The organism is Roseateles sp. GW821-FHT09H10 (genome assembly GCF_059415865.1).
Map to the genome: position 1 here is coordinate 103,095 of NZ_JBWKOB010000009.1, position 17,437 is coordinate 120,531.

15 protein-coding genes are annotated in these 17,437 nt (G+C 68.0%); 9 read left to right on the top strand and 6 right to left on the bottom strand.

The genetic code is table 11. The features are described 5' to 3' along the window. Positions 1 to 91 precede the first annotated feature (91 nt). Genes malE through AC07OY_RS28770 form a run of 7 tightly spaced genes read left to right on the top strand, consistent with a single transcriptional unit; the run spans position 92 to position 8,968 of the window. Positions 92 to 1,255: a maltose/maltodextrin ABC transporter substrate-binding protein MalE gene (gene malE, locus AC07OY_RS28740; protein WP_495046033.1), complete on the top strand. Its 1,164-nt coding sequence runs from the start codon at positions 92 to 94 to the stop codon at positions 1,253 to 1,255. Further along, positions 1,252 to 2,829 (top strand): maltose ABC transporter permease MalF, encoded by a 1,578-nt coding sequence (gene malF, locus AC07OY_RS28745; protein WP_495046034.1) that lies wholly within the window; start codon positions 1,252 to 1,254, stop codon positions 2,827 to 2,829. The genes malE and malF overlap by 4 nt, the downstream gene beginning before the upstream one ends. Beyond that, positions 2,829 to 3,719, top strand: a complete 891-nt coding sequence (malG, locus tag AC07OY_RS28750) for a maltose ABC transporter permease MalG (protein WP_495046035.1) — start codon at positions 2,829 to 2,831, stop codon at positions 3,717 to 3,719. Before malF ends, malG begins: the two co-directional genes overlap by 1 nt. A gap of 4 nt (positions 3,720 to 3,723) precedes the next feature. Further along, complete coding sequence (locus tag AC07OY_RS28755) at positions 3,724 to 6,096, top strand: alpha-amylase family glycosyl hydrolase (RefSeq protein WP_495046036.1); 2,373 nt, start codon at positions 3,724 to 3,726, stop codon at positions 6,094 to 6,096. Next, positions 6,093 to 6,971, top strand: a complete 879-nt coding sequence (locus AC07OY_RS28760; protein ID WP_495046037.1) for an aldo/keto reductase — start codon at positions 6,093 to 6,095, stop codon at positions 6,969 to 6,971. The genes AC07OY_RS28755 and AC07OY_RS28760 overlap by 4 nt, the downstream gene beginning before the upstream one ends. Continuing rightward, positions 6,953 to 8,029 carry a protein kinase family protein gene (locus AC07OY_RS28765; RefSeq protein ID WP_495046038.1) on the top strand — a complete coding sequence of 359 codons (1,077 nt, stop codon included), beginning with the start codon at positions 6,953 to 6,955 and terminating at the stop codon, positions 8,027 to 8,029. The genes AC07OY_RS28760 and AC07OY_RS28765 overlap by 19 nt, the downstream gene beginning before the upstream one ends. 48 nt (positions 8,030 to 8,077) lie before the next feature. Next, on the top strand, positions 8,078 to 8,968 hold the full coding sequence (locus AC07OY_RS28770) for a hypothetical protein (protein WP_495046039.1): 891 nt from the start codon (positions 8,078 to 8,080) through the stop codon (positions 8,966 to 8,968). Here the strand turns inward: AC07OY_RS28770 and AC07OY_RS28775 are convergent. Beyond that, positions 8,965 to 10,227: a serine hydrolase domain-containing protein gene (locus AC07OY_RS28775; protein ID WP_495046040.1), complete on the bottom strand. Its 1,263-nt coding sequence runs from the start codon at positions 10,225 to 10,227 to the stop codon at positions 8,965 to 8,967. The genes AC07OY_RS28770 and AC07OY_RS28775 overlap by 4 nt on opposite strands. A gap of 281 nt (positions 10,228 to 10,508) precedes the next feature. Between AC07OY_RS28775 and AC07OY_RS28780 the strand changes: the two genes are divergently transcribed. Together AC07OY_RS28780 and AC07OY_RS28785 are read left to right on the top strand one after the other, a co-directional pair. Further along, positions 10,509 to 12,089, top strand: coding sequence for a histidine kinase (locus AC07OY_RS28780; protein ID WP_495046041.1), 1,581 nt, complete (start codon positions 10,509 to 10,511; stop codon positions 12,087 to 12,089). After that, positions 12,086 to 12,787: a LytR/AlgR family response regulator transcription factor gene (locus AC07OY_RS28785; RefSeq protein WP_495046042.1), complete on the top strand. Its 702-nt coding sequence runs from the start codon at positions 12,086 to 12,088 to the stop codon at positions 12,785 to 12,787. The genes AC07OY_RS28780 and AC07OY_RS28785 overlap by 4 nt, the downstream gene beginning before the upstream one ends. Positions 12,788 to 12,806: 19 nt before the next feature. Here the strand turns inward: AC07OY_RS28785 and AC07OY_RS28790 are convergent, their stop codons facing one another. From AC07OY_RS28790 to AC07OY_RS28810, 5 genes are read right to left on the bottom strand one after another with little or no spacing between them, the layout of a single operon-like run. Beyond that, positions 12,807 to 13,646, bottom strand: coding sequence for a PA4780 family RIO1-like protein kinase (locus AC07OY_RS28790; RefSeq protein WP_495046043.1), 840 nt, complete (start codon positions 13,644 to 13,646; stop codon positions 12,807 to 12,809). Then, positions 13,612 to 14,019, bottom strand: a complete 408-nt coding sequence (locus tag AC07OY_RS28795; protein WP_495046044.1) for a Rid family hydrolase — start codon at positions 14,017 to 14,019, stop codon at positions 13,612 to 13,614. Before AC07OY_RS28795 ends, AC07OY_RS28790 begins: the two co-directional genes overlap by 35 nt. Then, positions 14,012 to 14,758: a sugar nucleotide-binding protein gene (locus AC07OY_RS28800; RefSeq protein ID WP_495046045.1), complete on the bottom strand. Its 747-nt coding sequence runs from the start codon at positions 14,756 to 14,758 to the stop codon at positions 14,012 to 14,014. The genes AC07OY_RS28795 and AC07OY_RS28800 overlap by 8 nt, the downstream gene beginning before the upstream one ends. After that, positions 14,755 to 16,149 (bottom strand): glycoside hydrolase family 32 protein, encoded by a 1,395-nt coding sequence (locus AC07OY_RS28805; protein WP_495046046.1) that lies wholly within the window; start codon positions 16,147 to 16,149, stop codon positions 14,755 to 14,757. The genes AC07OY_RS28800 and AC07OY_RS28805 overlap by 4 nt, the downstream gene beginning before the upstream one ends. Beyond that, positions 16,146 to 17,432 carry an alpha-amylase family glycosyl hydrolase gene (locus tag AC07OY_RS28810; protein WP_495046047.1) on the bottom strand — a complete coding sequence of 429 codons (1,287 nt, stop codon included), beginning with the start codon at positions 17,430 to 17,432 and terminating at the stop codon, positions 16,146 to 16,148. The genes AC07OY_RS28805 and AC07OY_RS28810 overlap by 4 nt, the downstream gene beginning before the upstream one ends. Between the last annotated feature and the right edge of the window lie 5 nt (positions 17,433 to 17,437).

Consider the following 17,437-nt stretch of genomic DNA (forward strand, 5'->3'; position numbering starts at 1 on the left):
GGACGGCGATGCGTGCCGGGTCAACCGCCACGCACATCGCCAGACGGGCCGGCTTGGGAGCGGCCCGGCGCTCGGCCCGAGCAAGGCCGCGTTGACGCTTTTGGTATCCCTGTGCCTCGCAGCGCCGGCCCTGGCCGAGAGCCCGAAGCTGCTCGTCTGGATCAATGGCGACAAGGCCTACAACGGCCTGCAGAAGGTCGGCAATGCCTTCGAGAAGGCCTCGGGCGTCAAGGTCGTCGTGGAGCACCCGGTCGACCCGACCGACAAGTTCCAGCAGGCCGCCGGCGCCGGCAAGGGCCCGGACATCTTCTGCTGGCCGCATGACCGCGTCGGCGAATGGGCCAAGGCCGGCCTGCTGACGCCTTTGCGCCCCTCGGCAAAGCTCAAGGCCGAGTCCGAGGAGACTGCCTGGCAAGCGCTGAGCTATCGCGGCCGCATCTGGGGCTACCCCATCGCCATCGAGACGACCGGCCTGATCTACAACAAGGCCCTGGTGCCCACGCCGCCCGCGACCTGGGACGAGCTGATCGCCATCGACAAGAAGCTCAAGGCCAACGGCAAGAGCGCCGTACTGTGGGACTACAACAAGAGCTTCTTCAGCTGGCCCATGATCGCCGGCGCCGGCGGCGTCATCTTCGGCAAGGATGCCCAGGGTGACTTCGACGCCAGGAAGGTCGACGTCAACAACGCAGGCGCCCTGGCCGGCGCTCAGATGGTCGAGCGCCTCATCAAGGACGGCCATATGCCCAAAGGCGCGCGCTACTCCGAGATGGAGACGGGTTTCGCCCGTGGCGAGGTGGCCATGATGATCTCCGGCCCCTGGGCCTGGGACAACGCCAGGAAGGCCAAGATCGATTTCGGCGTCGCGCCCATTCCCGCCGTCATCGCCGGCAAGCCGAGCAAGAGCTTTGTCGGCGTGCTGGGCTGCATGATCTCGGCGCCGAGCAAGAACAAGGACATCGCCAAGGAGTTCATCGAGAACCACCTGATGCGACCCGCGGCGCTGAAGGTGCTGGATGCCGACGTGCCCATCGGCGTGCCGGCCAACAAGGCCTTCTATGCCGAACTGTCGGTCAACCCGCTGATCGCGGCGAGCATGACCAACGCCCGCAACGGCGCGCCCATTCCCAACATCCCCGAGGTGGGGCGCTTCTGGACCGCGATGGACGCGGCGCTGGAAGCCATCACCAACGGCCTGCAAAGCCCCAAGGACGCGCTCGACGGCGCCGCCGCACGGATGCTGCTGAACAAATGAACGCTGCAACTTCCACTCTTGGACAAGGCAGCTACTCGACGCTGCCGCCATCGCTCACCGAGAAGCTCGGCAAGTTGCTGTACTGGCCTCTTGCCGCCGCCCTCATCGTCGCTGCCCTCTACTTCGTTTTCATCGTCTACACGACCGGCCAGTCCGCCTGGGCCGTCGGCCTTCTGGTGCTGTTCACGGCGGGCTTCTATGTCTACCTGAGCCGCGGCGGCTTTGCCTGGCGCTATCTCTTCCCCGGCATCGCCGGCATGCTGGTCTTCATCGCCTTCCCGCTGGTCTACACCGCGCAGATCGGCTTCACCAACTACTCCAGCACCCATCTGCTCAGCGAGAGCCGGGTGCGCGAGTATTTGCTGGAGCAGCATGACGCCGTTGAAGACCAGGTGCTGGCGTACAGCCTGCATGCCAGCGGGGCCGAGCACCGTCTCGTGCTGCGCGCCGACGGTGAAGCTGCGCCGCGCTGGGTGTCGCCGCCGCTGGCGCTGCGTGCAGGCAAGGAACTGCACGTGGACCTTGCGGCAGCGGATGCCGCGACGCCGGCCGACGCCGCTCTGCCCTTGCCCGAGCTCATCAAGCACCGCGATGCGCTGGGCAAGCTCGTGCTGGTGATGCCCGACAAGTCCGAACTGCACTACCTCGGCCTGCGCGAGTTCGGCCCGGTCAAGCCGCAATGGGCCGCGAACGCCGACGACAGCCTCACCCGCACGGCAGACAGCACCGTCTTCAAGCCCAACCGCGACACCGGTTTCTTCGAGTCCAGCGCGGGCGAGGTGCTGCAGCCCGGTTTCAAGGCCTTCATTGGCGCGGCCAACTACGCGCGCATGCTGTTCGACGCCGAGTTCCGCGGCCCCTTCCTGTCCATCTTCACGTGGACGGTGGTGTTCTCGGCGCTGACGGTATTCTTCGCCACGGCCATCGGCATGCTGTTCGCGGTGATGCTGAACTGGGAGGGCATGAAGTACCGCACCACCTACCGCACCCTGCTCTTCCTGCCGTATGCGGTGCCGGGCTTCATCTCCATCCTCGTCTTCAAGGGCCTGTTCAACCAGAACTTCGGCGAGATCAACGCCATCCTGGATGCGCTCTTCGGCGTCAAGCCCGCCTGGTTCGCCGACCCGCTGCTGGCCAAGACCATGCTGGTCATCGTCAACGTCTGGCTGGGCTACCCCTACGTGATGATCCTGTGCTCGGGCCTGCTGAAGGCGATTCCGGCGGACCTCTACGAAGCCTCGGCCCTGGCCGGCGCCTCTCCGGCGACCAACTTCTTCAAGATCACGGCGCCGCTGATCATCAAGCCGCTGGCGCCGCTGCTGGTCAGCGCCTTCGCCTTCAACTTCAACAACTTCGTGCTGATCGCGCTGCTGACCGACGGCCGGCCGGACTTCCTGTCCACCAAGCTGCCCGCGGGCCAGACCGACATCCTCGTCAGCTACACCTACCGCATCGCCTTCCGCGACTCGGGCTCCGACTTCGGCCTGGCCGCGGCGATCTCGACGCTGATCTTCTTCCTGGTCGCGGCGCTGTCGTTGATCAACCTGCGGCTCTCTGCAAAGGCGCAAAAGTAATGGCCATCGTCCTCGGCAAACAAGCTCGCTGGCGCACCTTCAGCGCGCATGCGGTGATGTGGGTCTTCATCGCGATCACGCTGTTCCCGCTGCTCGCCGTCGTGTCCATCTCGCTGCGCCCCGGCAACTTCGCCACCGGCAGCCTGATCCCGACCGAGATCAGCCTGGAGCACTGGAAGCTCGCTCTGGGCATCCCCTACCAAGCCGCCGACGGCAGCCTGGTGCAGCCGCCCTTCCCGGTGCTGACCTGGCTGTGGAACTCCATCAAGATCGCCACCGCCTCGGCCCTCCTCATCGTCGCCATCTCGACGACGGCGGCCTACGCCTTCGCGCGTCTGAAGTTCAGCTTCAGCAAGCCGGTGCTCAACGGCATGCTGCTGCTGCAGATGTTCCCGCCGGTGCTGGCCCTGGTGGCCATCTTTGCCATCTTCGAGACCATCGGCACCTATGTGCCGGCCCTCGGCGTCGAGACCCACGCCGGCCTGGTGCTGGCCTATCTGGGCGGCATCGCCACCCATGTGTGGACCATCAAGGGCTACTTCGAGACCATCCCGGTCGAGATCGAGGAGAACGCCAAGGTCGACGGCGCCACGCATTGGCAGGCCTTCTCGCGCGTGCTGCTGCCCATGGCCGTGCCCATCCTGATGGTGGTCTTCGTGCTGGCCTTCATCGGCACCATCATCGAGTACCCGGTGGCCTCCATCCTGCTGCGCGAAGAGGGCAACCTGACGCTGGCCGTGGGGTCCAAATACTTCCTGCACGACCAGCGTTTCCTGTGGGGCGACTTCGCGGCTGCGGCCGTGCTGTCGGGCCTGCCGATCACGCTGGTCTTCCTGCTCGCCCAGCGCTGGATCGTCTCCGGCCTGACTGCGGGCGGCGTCAAGGGCTGATCAGATGACCAAGATGACCGCGCTGCTCGCAGCGCTGCTTTCGCTCGCCCCTGCGGCCTATGCAGCCCCCTGCAAGCCCGCCCCGCTCGGCGACGCTACCCTCTATCTGCGCGGTGGCCTGAACAACTGGGCGGCGCAGGACGAACACGCCTTCGAGTACCGCTGCGACGCCTATTTCCTGAACCTCAAGGCCAAGGGTGCCCAGGAGTTCAAGCTCGCCGATGAGGACTGGACGGCCGCCCTCACCTTTGGCGGCGGCGCCAACGGCCAACCCAGCCGCGCAGGCTCCGGCAACCTCAAGCGCGAGTTCCGCGGCGACCACACGCTGCGCCTGAGCTTTGCCGCCGACGGCAGCGCGCGCCTGGACGTCGGCCCCAGGACCTTCAAGCCCACGCCGCCCAAGCCTCTCGCCGACAAGGCCGCGCTGACCACCCGCTTCGATTCGCGCAACACCGAGTTCAAGACGCCCTTCGGCGCCCAGCCGGCGGGCAGCGAGATCAGCTTCTCCATCGGCAACGACGTGCCCGGCCTGAAGCGAGCCACCCTCGTCATCGAGCGGCGCAACATGACGGGCAACCAGGAGCAGCTCGCCTACGAGCCGGTCGCCCGCATCGCCATGACGCCCCAGCCGCGCGGCTTCGGCACCGGCTTCACGGCTCGCCATGCCTTCACGGCCACCGGCATCTACGGCTACTGGTTCGAGATCGAGACCGACCACGGCAAGTACGCGCTGCAGAACAACAAGGACGCCATCTACTGGACGCGCGAGAAGGGCTCCATGGGCATGGCCTCGGTCGAGCGTCTGCCCAGCAACCTCAACCGCGTGCGCCGCTACCGCCAGACCATCCACGCGCCGGGCTTCGAGGTGCCGGCCTGGGCCCAGGACATCGTCTATTACTACGTCTTCCCCGAGCGCTTCCGCAACGGCGACAAGAGCAACGACCCGCGCCCCGGTGGCGGCCGGCCGCAGGACCGCTATCAGGACCGAGACGTGGAGCGCCACTCGAGCTGGAACGAGAAGCCCTTCAAGCCCGGCACGGGGGATGGCTCCGACACTCTCTACAACAACGACTTCTTCGGCGGCGACCTCGCCGGCCTCATCGACAAGCTCGACTACATCAAGGGCCTGGGCGCCAACGCCCTGTACCTGACGCCGGTTCTCCGCGCGCCCAGCAATCACAAGTACGACGCGGCCGACTACAAGCAGATCGACCCGGCCTTCGGCACGAACGACGATTTCGTGCGCCTGTGCGCCGAGGCCGCCAGGCGCGGCATCCGTGTCATCCCCGACACATCTCTCAACCACGTCGGCGCGGACTCGCCCTACTTCAACCGCTTCAACAACTTCCCGCCGGGCGGCGCCTTTGACGGCGGCAAGATCAACCCCGCCTCGCCTTACGCCAAGTGGTTCAAGTTCAAGCCGGAAGAGACCGACCCGAACAAGCAGTTCCAGGGCTGGGTGGGCGTGACCGACCTGCCGGAACTCGACAAGAACGAACCCTCCTTCCGCGCCTATGCCTACCGCGACAAGGACTCGGTCACGAACTACTGGCTGGACCGTGGCGCGGCCGGCTGGCGCATGGACGTCGCACCCTGGGTGCCCGACGACTTCTGGCGCGAATGGCGCCAGGCCGTGAAGGCCAAGAAGCCCGATGCGCTGACGGTGGCCGAGACCTGGTTCGACAGCTCGAAGTATTTCCTCGGCGACATGTTCGACTCGACGATGAACTACATCTTCCGCAATGCCGTGTTGGACTACGCCGCCGGCAAGCCCGCGAAGTCGATGGCCGCCAACCTGGAGTTGCTGCGCGAGGCCTACCCGCAGCAGTCTCTGTATGCGCTGATGAACCTGTTGTCCACCCACGACCAGCCGCGCGCGCTCCACCACTTCGGCGAAGCCAGCAACCTGGCCCTGGCCAAGAAGCGCCTGCGCCTGGCCGTCTTCTTCCAGATGACCTACCCCGGCTCGCCCACCATCTATTACGGTGACGAAGTGGGCCTGGGCGGCGGCGACGATCCCTACAACCGCGCGCCCTATCCCTGGGCCGACGAGGGCGGCAAGCCCGACGAGTCCCTGCTGGCCGACTTCAAGCGCCTGACGCAACTGCGCCACGACCTGCCGGTGCTGCGCCGCGGCACGCTGAGTGAACCGCTGCATGTCGACGACCACGTCGTCGTGCTGGCCCGCCAGGACGGCAAGACCTGGGCCGTCACGGCCACCAACAACAGCGACAAGCCCCGCACCGTCAACGTGGACCTGCCCTTCCCGGCCGAGCAGCTGCGCGATGCCTTGGGCGGCAAGCCCGTGGCCGTGAAGAACAGCGCCATCCAACTCACCGTGCCGCCCCTGTTCGGCCGCGTCCTCATCACGCCATGATCCTGAATCCCCTGGGCCACACCGGCCTGAAAGTTTCCGCGCTGGGTTTCGGCGCCATGCACATCAACGACGAGCGCACCTCGGAAGCCGAGGCCGGCGCCCTGCTCAACCATGTGCTGGACCAAGGCATCAACCTCGTCGACACCGCCCGCGGCTACGGCCTCAGCGAAGAGCGCATCGGCCGCCACATCGCCCATCGCCGCGCCGACTTCGTGCTGTCCACCAAGGTCGGCTATGGCGTCGAAGGCGTGCCGGACTGGACCTATGACTGCATCGTGGCCGGCGTGGAGCGCGCGCTCAAGCTGATGAAGACCGACTGGCTGGACATCGTCCACCTGCACTCCTGCCCGCTGCCCCTGCTGCAGCAAGGCGACGTCGCCCGCGCGCTGAACGACTGCCGCAAAGCCGGCAAGCTGCGCGTGGCCGCCTACTCGGGCGACAACGCCGAGATCGACTTCGCCATCAAGAGCGGTGCCTTCGGCAGCCTGCAGACCTCCATCAGCCTCTGCGACCAGGCCCACCTGAAGACCCGCGCCGCGCTGGCCGACCATGCCGGTATCGGCGTCATCGCCAAGCGCCCGCTGGCCGGTGCGGTCTGGCGCCATGCCGAGCGGCCCGGTGACTTTGCCGAAGGCCAGTACTGGGACCGCTTCAAGGCCATGGGCATCCCCTGCGCCGAGGACTGGGCCGACGTGGCCCTGCGCTTCGCCGCCTTCCACACCGGTGCGGCCAGCGCCATCGTCGGCACGGCCAAGCCGGCCAATCTGCGCCGCAACCTGGACGCCATAGCCCGCGGCCCGCTGCCGGCCGAGCTGGTCGTCAACATCCGCGCCGCCTTCGATCGCCACGGCGACGCATGGCCGGGCCTGATCTGACGCTGGACCAGGCCCGCCAGCAGGCCAACCTGGCCTTCATCGCGAGCGGCGCCGAGTTCGCCTTTGGCGCGGCGGCCGCCCTGCCCCTGTCGGTCGCCGCGCTGCAGGCTCTCAGCGCAGAGAGTCCAGGCGTCGAGGCCATCCAGGACGGCGGCCTGACGGCCGAAGTGCTGTGCCTGAACCACGCCGGCCGCCGCTGGGCCGTCAAGCGCGCCCGCGCCGAATGCCGGGTGCGCAACGCCGATGGCCAGACCTCCTTCCTCAACGAGTTGCAGCGCCATGCCGAACTGGCGCCGCTGCATGTACCTGGCATCGTCAAGCCCGTCTACGGCTCGCTGCGCGATGGCCTCGTCGTGTCGCCCTGGATCGCCGGCCGCCACCCCGGCGTGCTGGACGGGCGCCAGGCCCGCACCCTGCTCGAAGCCGCCTGCGCACTGCTGGAGCAGGGCTGCTTCGAATGGGACTACAGCGCCGGCAACCTGCTGGACGACGGCGAGCGGATCTGGCTCTACGACTTCGGCTACTGCTACCGCTTCGATCCGCTGACCCAGTTCAACAGCGCCGGCCACGGCCTGGACTGCCCTCAGCACCACCCCGCCGAGCGCATCGAGGGCCGCCATCTCTTTGGCGCCCTGCTGGACGCCGGCAGCGATGACGAGGCCCTGCCGCATTTCCTCGCCTTCAAGCGCCTGGCCGCCCAGGCCTATGAAGACCTCGCCAACCGCCTGGCCAGGCGTGGCGCCAGCGCCGCGGTGCTCGGCCACTACCGCGGTCTGGCGCGGCACTGGCAGAGCGCCATCTCGCAAGCGCCCGCCCAGCTCTACCTCGCCAGCGCCTGGCAAGCCCACAGCAGCGATCTCGACGACGACCTGCGCGGCCGCTCCTGCACGCCGCGGACGTTGCGCCGTGCCCAATGGCTGCAGCGCGTGATCCGTGAGCATGGCGCCAGCCTGCGTGCCCGCGGAGCCCTCGCACACGAGGACGCGGCCCTGGACGACATCGCCCTGCTGGCCCGCCTGCGCGAACACGAACTCGAGGCGCAGCGCCACCAGCTCTGAGCCCAGGGATAACCCGACGTTGCGCCGGCTGCTTCATGATGGCGGCCGATGCCTTCGATCCCCCCGTCGATACAGCGCCGCGCCCTGCTGACCCTGCCCCTGCTGCTTGCGGCCCGCCCCGTGCCGGCCCAGCCCGGCGAGCCCGTGCGCCTGCCGCGCCATGTCGCCATGCCCGACCCGCAGTTGGCCTATGTGCGCCGCATCGTCGAGCTGGCGCTGAGCCGGGGCAGCACCCGGCTGGCCGTCCAACCGGTGGACCTCGACATGACCCAGGGCCGCACCCTGGTCGAGCTGGCCGCCGGCCATGCCCCCATCGACCTGATGTGGACGATGACCGACATCCAGCGCGAATCCAGCGGCCTGCTGCCGGTGCGCATCCCCATCGACCGCGGCCTGCTGGGCTGGCGTCTGCTGCTGGTCAGGCGCAGCGAGCTGGCGCAGTGGCAGCGCGTGCGCACGTTGAAGGAGCTCGGCCAGCGCATGGCCGGCCAGGGCCACGACTGGCCCGACACAGCCATCCTGCGCGCCAACGGCCTGCAGGTGGGCACCAGCAGCGGCTACGACGCCCTCTTCCGCATGCTGGCGGCCGGGCGCATCGACTACTTCCCGCGCTCCATCCTCGAGATCGACGCCGAGATGGCGGGCGGCCGCTATCCCGAGCTGGCCATCGCGCCCAATCTGATGCTGCACTATCCCGCGGCGGCCTATCTCTTCGTCAGCCCGACCCGCCCCGACCTGGCCGCCGAGCTGAAGGCGGGGCTGGAAGCCGCGGTCGCCGACGGCAGCTTCCAGCGCCTGCATCGCGAGCAGTACGGCGCCGTGATCAAGGCCCACCCCATAGCGCCGGACCGCGTGCTGAAGCTGAGCAACCCGCTGTTGCCACCCGAGACGCCGGTGCAGCGGCGCGAACTGTGGCTGCAGCCGGGCGAGCCTTCCTAGCGCACTTGGCGCCGGCGGCGGAGCGCCCATGCCAGGCAGGGCACGGCCACGGCGATCGCCAGACTTCCCCAACCCAGCCAGCGCAGCATGCCAGGCAGGGCCAGTTTGAAGGCGAGAAAGTCCACGCGGCCCGTTTCCCAAAAGACCCATTCACCCGCCAGGCGCGTGGCCAACATCGGCTTGCCGGTCTCGAGGATCACGATGCCGTTGCCGGTGGCCGGATTCAGGCGGGCTGCGGTGTTGATCGCCGGCTCGTTGTTGCCGTCGTGCCCGACGACGAATCCGCCAGCACGGTTGTCGGCGTAGAGCATCGCGCCCAGGCCCCAGATGGGTTGCCCATACAGCGAGGCATTCGGCTGCCACATCAGCGCGACGGTGCCCGGCGACAGCACACCACGCCCGATGGGCTCGCCGTTCTTGCCGGGCAGATGGGCCTGCAAGAAATGTGTGAGGTCCGACACCGATGTGTAGAGCGACGATGCTGCCCCTGCCGAGAACCGGAAGTGCGTCGCGGGCTGCGAATCCTTGCCGTAGAACGTCGCCAACGTGCTGCCCTGCGCCGAAGACCATTGGTAGGTCGAGTGCACCATGCCCAGCGGCTGGAACACGGCGCGCTGCATATAGGCCTCGAAGGGCTCGCCAGCCACGTCCTCGATCAACAGCTGGAGCAACGCATAGCCGCCGCCCGAGTAGCGCCATTCGGTCCCTGGTTCGATACCGACCTCGACCTTGCCTTTGGCCCCCGGCGACGCGTCGGCGGCGCGCGTGAGCGATGCTTCGAGCGTCTGCACCGGCGTGCCGGGTGCAAACCCGCCATAGCCCAGCCCGTCGGTCAGCCCGGCCGTGTGGCTCAACAAGCGCCGGACGGTGACCTTGTCGTTGTCAAAGGCGCTGGGAGGCAATGTCCATCGCTTCAGGCAACGACTCACCGGCGCATCGAGGTCGAGCTTGCCTTGCTCGACGAGTGCCATCACACCCCAGGCCGTGACCCACTTGCTGAGCGAGGCCGTCTGGAAGACGGTGTCGGCATCGACTGCCGCGCCGAGGCTCGCCGCGTGCACGCCCTGAACCGTGCCGGCACGGATCACGGCCATCACCGCGTTGCCTGCGTGGCTGCTGTCGATGGTCAATGAGGCGGCGGCCATGAAGGCATCGCTGTCGCCGCGAGGTGCGATGGGCCGCTTCCACCAGCCCTCCGAAGTGCCGAAGAACACCACCGCCACCCACACGATGAGCAGGCCAAAAGTGGACAGGCCCACTCGCACCACCGTTCTCAATGAACCCACGGGATCCTCACCTCAACTTGTCGAAGAGCGCACCTTGGCACCGGGCTCCTTCGGTCGCAGGCGGCCGACGGCCCAACGACTCCCCGCGTGCGCTCAACGGCTCCGCTTCCAGCGCGACCTTCATTACCATGTGCTTCATGCCACGCTGGTCAAGCGCCCTCTCCTGGGGCCTCGCGTTTCTGTTGTCCAGCCTTGCATGGCTGTATGCGCCTGGCGACGCTGTGGTGCCCGGCGTCAGCGTCACAGGCGGACAAATGCGCCAAGCCTCCGGCGAATGGACGGCGCTGGACGGCGCTGAACTTGCCACCTGGCCTGGCCCGTACGAACTGCGCTGGCAACTGCATCTGATGCAAGACGAACAGGCCCTCGGTTTGCGTCTGGCGCTTCGGGGTGCGGCCGAACTGTTCTGCGACGGCCGGTTGGTGCTGCGCAGTGGTCGACCCGGACGCACGGCCGCGGAGGAAGTGCCGGGGCCTATCGATCGCTGGCTGACGTTGCCGCCGCTGGCCGCCGGCACGCACGAGTTGCGTCTGCTGGGCTCCAGCCATCACATCCACATCGGCCAGATCGCCAATTCGCACGCCGCGCTGCAGCCCCTGCAGTTGGAGGCCATCCCGCGCCAGCGCTTTGCGCGGTGGTTGGTCGTCGGGCTGGCCTGCGGAGGTTTGGGGCTGGCCTGGTTCTACTTCACGCGCCTGGGCCGCGCGTCCACGGGCGCCAGGCCAGGACAACAGGCGCACCGCCGCAGCCTGATTGCATTGGGCGCCGTGGGCCTGTTGCTGCCGCTGGCAGAGAGTGCGCGTGATCTCTGGAGCTATCCCTATCACTGGCATGCCCTGCGCTTGCAGATCATCCTGGCGAGCACGCTGCTGGCCGCCTGGCTGTTGCCCTTGGCCCTGGCCCTGAGAGGGGGCTGGCCCAAGCCTGTGGCGCCTTGGCTGGGTGCCTGGGGACTCGGCCTGGTGCTGGTGGTGGCTGTCGCCCTGCCGGTCGCAGGCTACGACGTGACGTCCTGGCTTCTCCATCTCGCGGGGCTGAGTGCGGCGCTGGGCCTGGCAGCACGCATGTGGCGCCAACGGAGTGCACCGGTGCCTGCGCTCTTGACGCTGCTGTCCCTGGCCTACGCCTGGCTCTGGCTGGACCCCGCCGCCTTTCTGGACGGCCTGTACACCTTGGCGCTTGCCACGGTGATGATGCTGCTGATGCTGGACAACGCACGCGAGCAGCAGGCGCGAGCGCTCGCCGAAGCTGGGCAGCGGCAAGCACTCGAAGCCCAGTTGCTGCGCTCCAACATGCAGCCCCACGGCCTGATGAATACGCTGGCCGTCTTGCAGGAGTTGATCGAGCAACGCCCTGCCAATGCCAGCCGTCTGGTCGAACGTCTCGCCGACCAGTTCAATCTGCTGCGCGCACTGTCCCAGAAAGCCCTGGTATCCCTGCGCGAAGAACTCGAACTCGCGCGCACGCAGCTGGATCTCGTCGAAATAGCGAGCCAGATGCCGTTGCCGCTGAACGTCGAGGGTCCGATCGACGAAGTGAGGCTGCCCCCCGGCGTGCTGCACACCTTGGTGGAGAACGCCATCACGCACGGCGGTGTGCGGGCCGACAATCCGGCCTTTGCGCTGCACGTCACGAACATCACTGCAGGCCCCGGGCCACGCTGGCAAATCGAGTTGCGCTCGCCGCGGGGTGCAGGGCGGGAAGGCGGTGGTGGCCAGGGTCAACGCTTCGTGCGCGAGAGCTTGGGCGGCGCATTCGCCACCGACTGGTCCTTTGAGAGCGGGCCGCTGGACGAAACAGTCTGGCTCGATCGATTGAGCATCCCGCAACGATGAAGCTGTTGATCGTCGAGGACGAGCCCTTGCTGCAGCAGCGCCTGCTGCGCCTGTGCCGCGAGATCGTCGGCCCGGCCTTTGCGGCCACAGCCGTGGGCTCCCTGGCGGAGGCGCGCGAGCAACTGCGGGACCGCAGCTTCGACGGCCTGCTGCTGGACCTGAACGTCGCCGGTCACGATGGCTTTGGCTTGCTGCGCGAAGCCGCGGCGGCAGCGATGCATGTTGTCGTCGTGTCCGGCCACGGTGAACGGGCGCTGGAGGCGTTCGAGCTCGGTGTACTCGACTTCGTCCCCAAGCCCTTCGGCCGAGAGCGGCTCGAGCTGGCCTTGCAGCGGCTGCAAGGCGCACCCGTACCAGGCGCCCGCGCGCTTCGGCGCATAGCCGTCTGGCGGGCACGGGGCGTGGCATTGGTGGACGTCGACGAGGTGGTCTGCATCTGCGCCGTTGCCGACGGCAGCGAGCTGCACCTTGAAGGCGGCCGCACCGAGCTGCACGCCAAGCCGTTGGAGCGCTTGCTGCCGCTGTTGCCACCGGGCTTCATGCGTTGCCACCGCACCTGGATCGTGAACCTGGCATTCGTGAAAACCTTGCACAGCGCACGTGGCAGCCGCAGCTGGATTGAACTCGCCGACGGGCGTGAGCTGCCCGTAGGACGCAGCCGGTTGGACGCCTTGCGCAGCCGGCTTGCACAGGAGTGAACGCGAGCCGCCTGAAGTGCTAGCTCATCCGCAACAGGCGCTCCGCCTCCTCGCGCCGGGCATCCTCGATCTCGCGCAGCACGCCCGACAGGTCCACCTCGCCCTGCTTGCGCTCATAGCGCCCGGTCAACGGCGTGTCGGGCACCAGCAGGCCGGCGGCGTACAGCGACCAGATCTCCGGGCCATATTGCGTGGCCAGCAGCGCCGGCGCGTGCTGGCCGAAGAAGTTGCGCAGGTTGTCCACGTCGCGCATCAGCATGCGCGGCGCATGGTTGTTGCCGGCGGCGTCCACGGCCTGCGGCAGGTCGATGATGACCGGCCCATCGGCGGCCAGCAGCACGTTGAACTCGGACAGGTCGCCATGGATGACGCCGGCGCAGAGCATGCGCACCACCTCGCCGATCAGGGTCGCGTGGTGCTGGCGCGCCTCGGCGTCGGTGAAGGTCAGGTCGTTCAGGCGCGGCGCCGCGTCGCCGTCCTCATCGGCCACCAGTTCCATCAACAGCACGCCGTCGTGGAAGTTGTCAGGCCGCGGCACGCGCACGCCGGCCGCAGCCAGGCGGTAAAGGGCATCCACCTCGGCGCTCTGCCAGGCCGCCTCCTGCTGCTGGCGGCCGTAAGCCGTGCGCTTGCTCATCGCCCGCGCCTGGCGGCTGTTGCGGACCTTGCGGTTCTCGGTGTAGTCGACGGCCTGGCGGAAGCCGCGCTTGTTGGCTTCCTTGTAGACCTTGGCGGCGCAGGTGTCGTCGCCGCAGCGCACGACATAGACATCGGCTTCCTTGCCGCTCTTCAGCTGCCGCACGACGCTGTCGATCAGGCCTTCTTCAATCAATGCCTGCAGGCGGGCGGGTGCTTTCATGGCCCGATTGTCGATGCCCCGCCGAAACGGGCGCCGCAACCGCCACCAGCTCGACCTGCAAGCCCGGCGCCAGGCCCGACTGGAAGCAGGCCCGCTGCGGCCAATGCTCGGGGTTACGCCCTATCCACGCCTGCCACTGCCGGTCGAAGGCATCGCGGTTGGCGATGTCGGTCAGGATGACCTGCAGCGACAGCAGATGGGTGCGTGCCGAACCCGCTTCCCGCAGATGCGCCTCGAGCATCTGCAGGCTCTGGCTGACCTGGGCGTCGAAATCGGCCGCAGCGTCGGTGGCGTTGGCCACGGTACAGACCAGCCCACCGTAGGCCACCGTGCGGCTGCGGCCCTTCCCGCTGATGGGCCAGCGTTCAATCACGGCTGAGCCCGGCCAGGCGCGTCGACAGCGGCGGCAGGCGGCTGGGCCCGCCAACCAGGCGCTGGTCGTGGCGGTAGTCCTCGTTCGCCTCGACGCGCCAGTCACGCCCGAAGGCGCCCGCCAGCGCGCGGGCCAGCTCGTCAAAGCGCCAGGCCTCTTCGGCGTTGCTGTCCAGGTGGTGCACGCCCGGCAGCGGCTTCTCGATCAGCGCCAGCAGCGCCGCCGCCGTGTCGGCCATGAATGAGCAGGCCGGCGTCCAGGCATGGCTTGCCGCCACGCGGCCATCGCGCTGCTGCCACTCGTCCAGGGCCATCAGCATGTTGTTGCCCGGCTGGGTCGGGTCGATCTGCCAGCCGATGCGGGCGATGACGGGCGTCTCGCTGGCCAGCAGGATGGCGTTCTCGCAATCGATCTTGTAGCGGCCGTAGTCGTCCTTGCTGCTGCGGTCGTCGGCCACATCGTGAGGGCCATCGGGCTGGTGATCGAAGACCATGGCCGTGCTGGTGAACAGCAGGTTGTGGCAGCGCTCGGCGAGAAAGCCGGCAAAGCGCGCCGAACCCATGCCGAGGTGGGCGACGGCGTCCACCGCCTGCGCGGCCAGCCAGGCGGCCGACAACGCCTCGTCGTCGGGGTTGACCGCGGAACGGTCCCAGCCGATGACTTGATGGCCGGCTGCACGCGCGGCCTGCGCCAGATGGGGTGCCAGGGTGCCATTCAGGCCGGTGATGAGCAGCTTCATGCGTTCAAGGGCCAGACGGTCAGGACGCTGCGCAGCCAGTCGCCGCTGCCCTGCTTCAGCATCGCGACGCCCTGGCTGTCGGGTCCGGGATAGATCACTTCGGTCAGCGCGACACGGCCATCGGCCGAGAAGACCTCGACGGAACAGCGGTCGACGATGAGCCGCAGTTCCAGCGGCCCGCGCGCCCCGGCCCAGGCCTGCTCGCGCCGGCCCTGCCAGCGCTCGGCGCCGGGAACGTGGCCGCTGTGGCTGCGGTCGATCCAGACCAGACCGCGGCGGTGGTCGATGCCTATCCGTGTCGACTCGCCGGCCGGCCCGCAACGCACGTCCAGCGTCGAGGCGTCGGCCTCGCCCGGGTCCAGCTCCCAGCGCAGCTCCAGCACCTCGCCCGCCGCATCGATCAGGCCGGCACCGGCGAGATGGCGGGGTTGGCCGCGCAGGGCCGCGGTGGACACGGGTGACTGCAGCAAGGCCCAGCCATCCGCCGCCGGCGCCAGGGCCAGCTCGCGGGGCAGGCTCATGGCGCCGCGCCACGGCGAGGTGGGCGTGCCCTTGGCATAGGCATGCTGGTTCATCCAGGCCAGCCAGATGGGCGCCCGGCCCGCCGGCAGCCCGGCAAAGGACAGGGCCGCATAGAAGTCGCTGCCATGGTCGGCCCAGAAGGCATCGGTTTCGGCCGTGAAGCGCGTGCCATCGAAGCGGCCCACCCAGCACTGCGCGCCGCTGCCCGCCGGATGACCCTCGAAGGTATCGACCTTGAGCAGCCACAGGCCCTGGGCGGCAAAGCAGATGAGATCGGGGCATTCCCAGATCGCGATGGTGCAGCCGGTCGGGCCGAAGTGGCTCAGCAGGGTCCAGTGGCGCAGATTGGCGCTGGCATAGAAGGCCACGCGCCTCTCCTCGGGCAGCACGACGGCCATGACCCAGCGGCCGGTCGCCTCATGCCAGAACACCTTGGGATCGCGAAACTCGCGCAGGCCCAGGTCCAGCACCGGGTTGCCCGCGTACTTCGTCCACGTCAGGCCGCGGTCCAGGCTGTAGGCGATCTCCTGGGCCTGCCCACCCTCGGGGCGGCGCAGGCAGCCGGTGTAGCAGGCCACCCAGGCGCCGGCGCCAAACCCGGCCGTGTCGTGCTCGTCGATGACAAGGCTGCCCGAGAAGATGGAGGCGCGCTCGTCCTCGGGAATGGCCAGCGGCAGTTCGGTCCAGTGCAGCAGGTCGGGGCTGGTGGCATGGCCCCAGCTCATATGGCCCCAGACATCGCCGAACGGGTTGTGCTGGAAGAACAGGTGATACAGCCCCGTGGCCGCGTCGAAGACGAGGCCGTTGGGGTCGTTGATCCAGTTCCGCCGCGGCGCGAAATGGAGGCGCGGGCGGAAACGTTCGCTCATGCGATGGACCAGCCCCAGGCCGGCAAGGTCTTGCCGCCGAATTGCTGCGGCGACTTGGACAGGTTGACCGCCACCTTGACCACATCCGCACCCTGGCGCCGCTCGAAGGCGACGACATCGGGCGGGCTGTCCAGCAGCTTGACCGGCGCGCCGTACTGGCCGGCGGCCAGCGCCGGATGCCTGTGCTTGAGGGCAATGAGCTGCTGGTAGAAGCCGGTCAGCTCATGACCCTTCCACGCGATGGGATCCTTCTCGAAGAACGCCAGCTTCTTGGTCAGGCGCGACTCCTGGCCGTTGTAGATCAGCGGCATGCCGGGCAGCGTGAAGCTCAGCACCGCCAGCGCCTGGTAGGCATCGCCGTAGAGGTCGGCGTCGGTGCCATGCCAGGAGTTGAAGTCGTGATTGCTGGTGAAGCGCATGCGGTAGGCATGGGCCGGGTAGCCCGCCGGCTCCTTGGCCAGCCAGGCTTTGAGCAGCGGCGCGCCGGCCTCGCCCTTGCCGACCTTCTTGAAGACCTGGTCGGCCAGGTCCCAGGAATAGGTCATGTCGAAGGCACCGCTGGTGTGCAGCTCGATGGCGTCGGACTCAGCCAGCATGAACATGGGCTTGATGGCGTCCAGTTCCTTGCGGGTGCGCACCCAGAAGTCCACGGGCACCAGGCTGGCGACGTCGCAACGGAAGCCGTCCATGCCGACCTCGCGCACCCAGAACTTCATCGCGTCGATCATCGCGTCGCGCAGGCCTTCGCTCTGGTAGTTCAGCGCGACGACATCGTCCCAATGCTCCTCGCTGGGCTGGCCCTCGTTGAAGGTGACCGGATAGATCTCGCCCTTGGCGTTGAGCTTGTACCAATCCTTGTGGGCCGTGGCCCAGGCGTGGTCCCAGGCGCTGTGATTGGCCACCCAGTCGAGGATGACCTTGAACCCCAGCTTGTGCGCCGCGGCGACGAAGGCCTTGGCATCGGCCAGCGTGCCGAACTCCGGGTTGACCGCGGTGTAGTCGCTGATTGAGTAATAGCTGCCCAGCGTGCCCTTGCGGTTGAGCTTGCCGATGGGCTGCACCGGCATCAGCCACAGGATGTCGACCCCCAGCTTCTTCAGCCGCGGCAGGTCGGCCTGCACGGCCTTGAAAGTGCCGGCCTGCGAGTACTGGCGCACATTGACCTGATAGATGACGGCCTGGCGGGTCCAGGGCAGATGGGGCATGTCGTTGGCGGCGGTGGCGCTCATGGCAGGCAGGGCGAGGGAGGCGGCAGCGGTCAGCACGGTGCGGCGGTCAGGCATGTTGA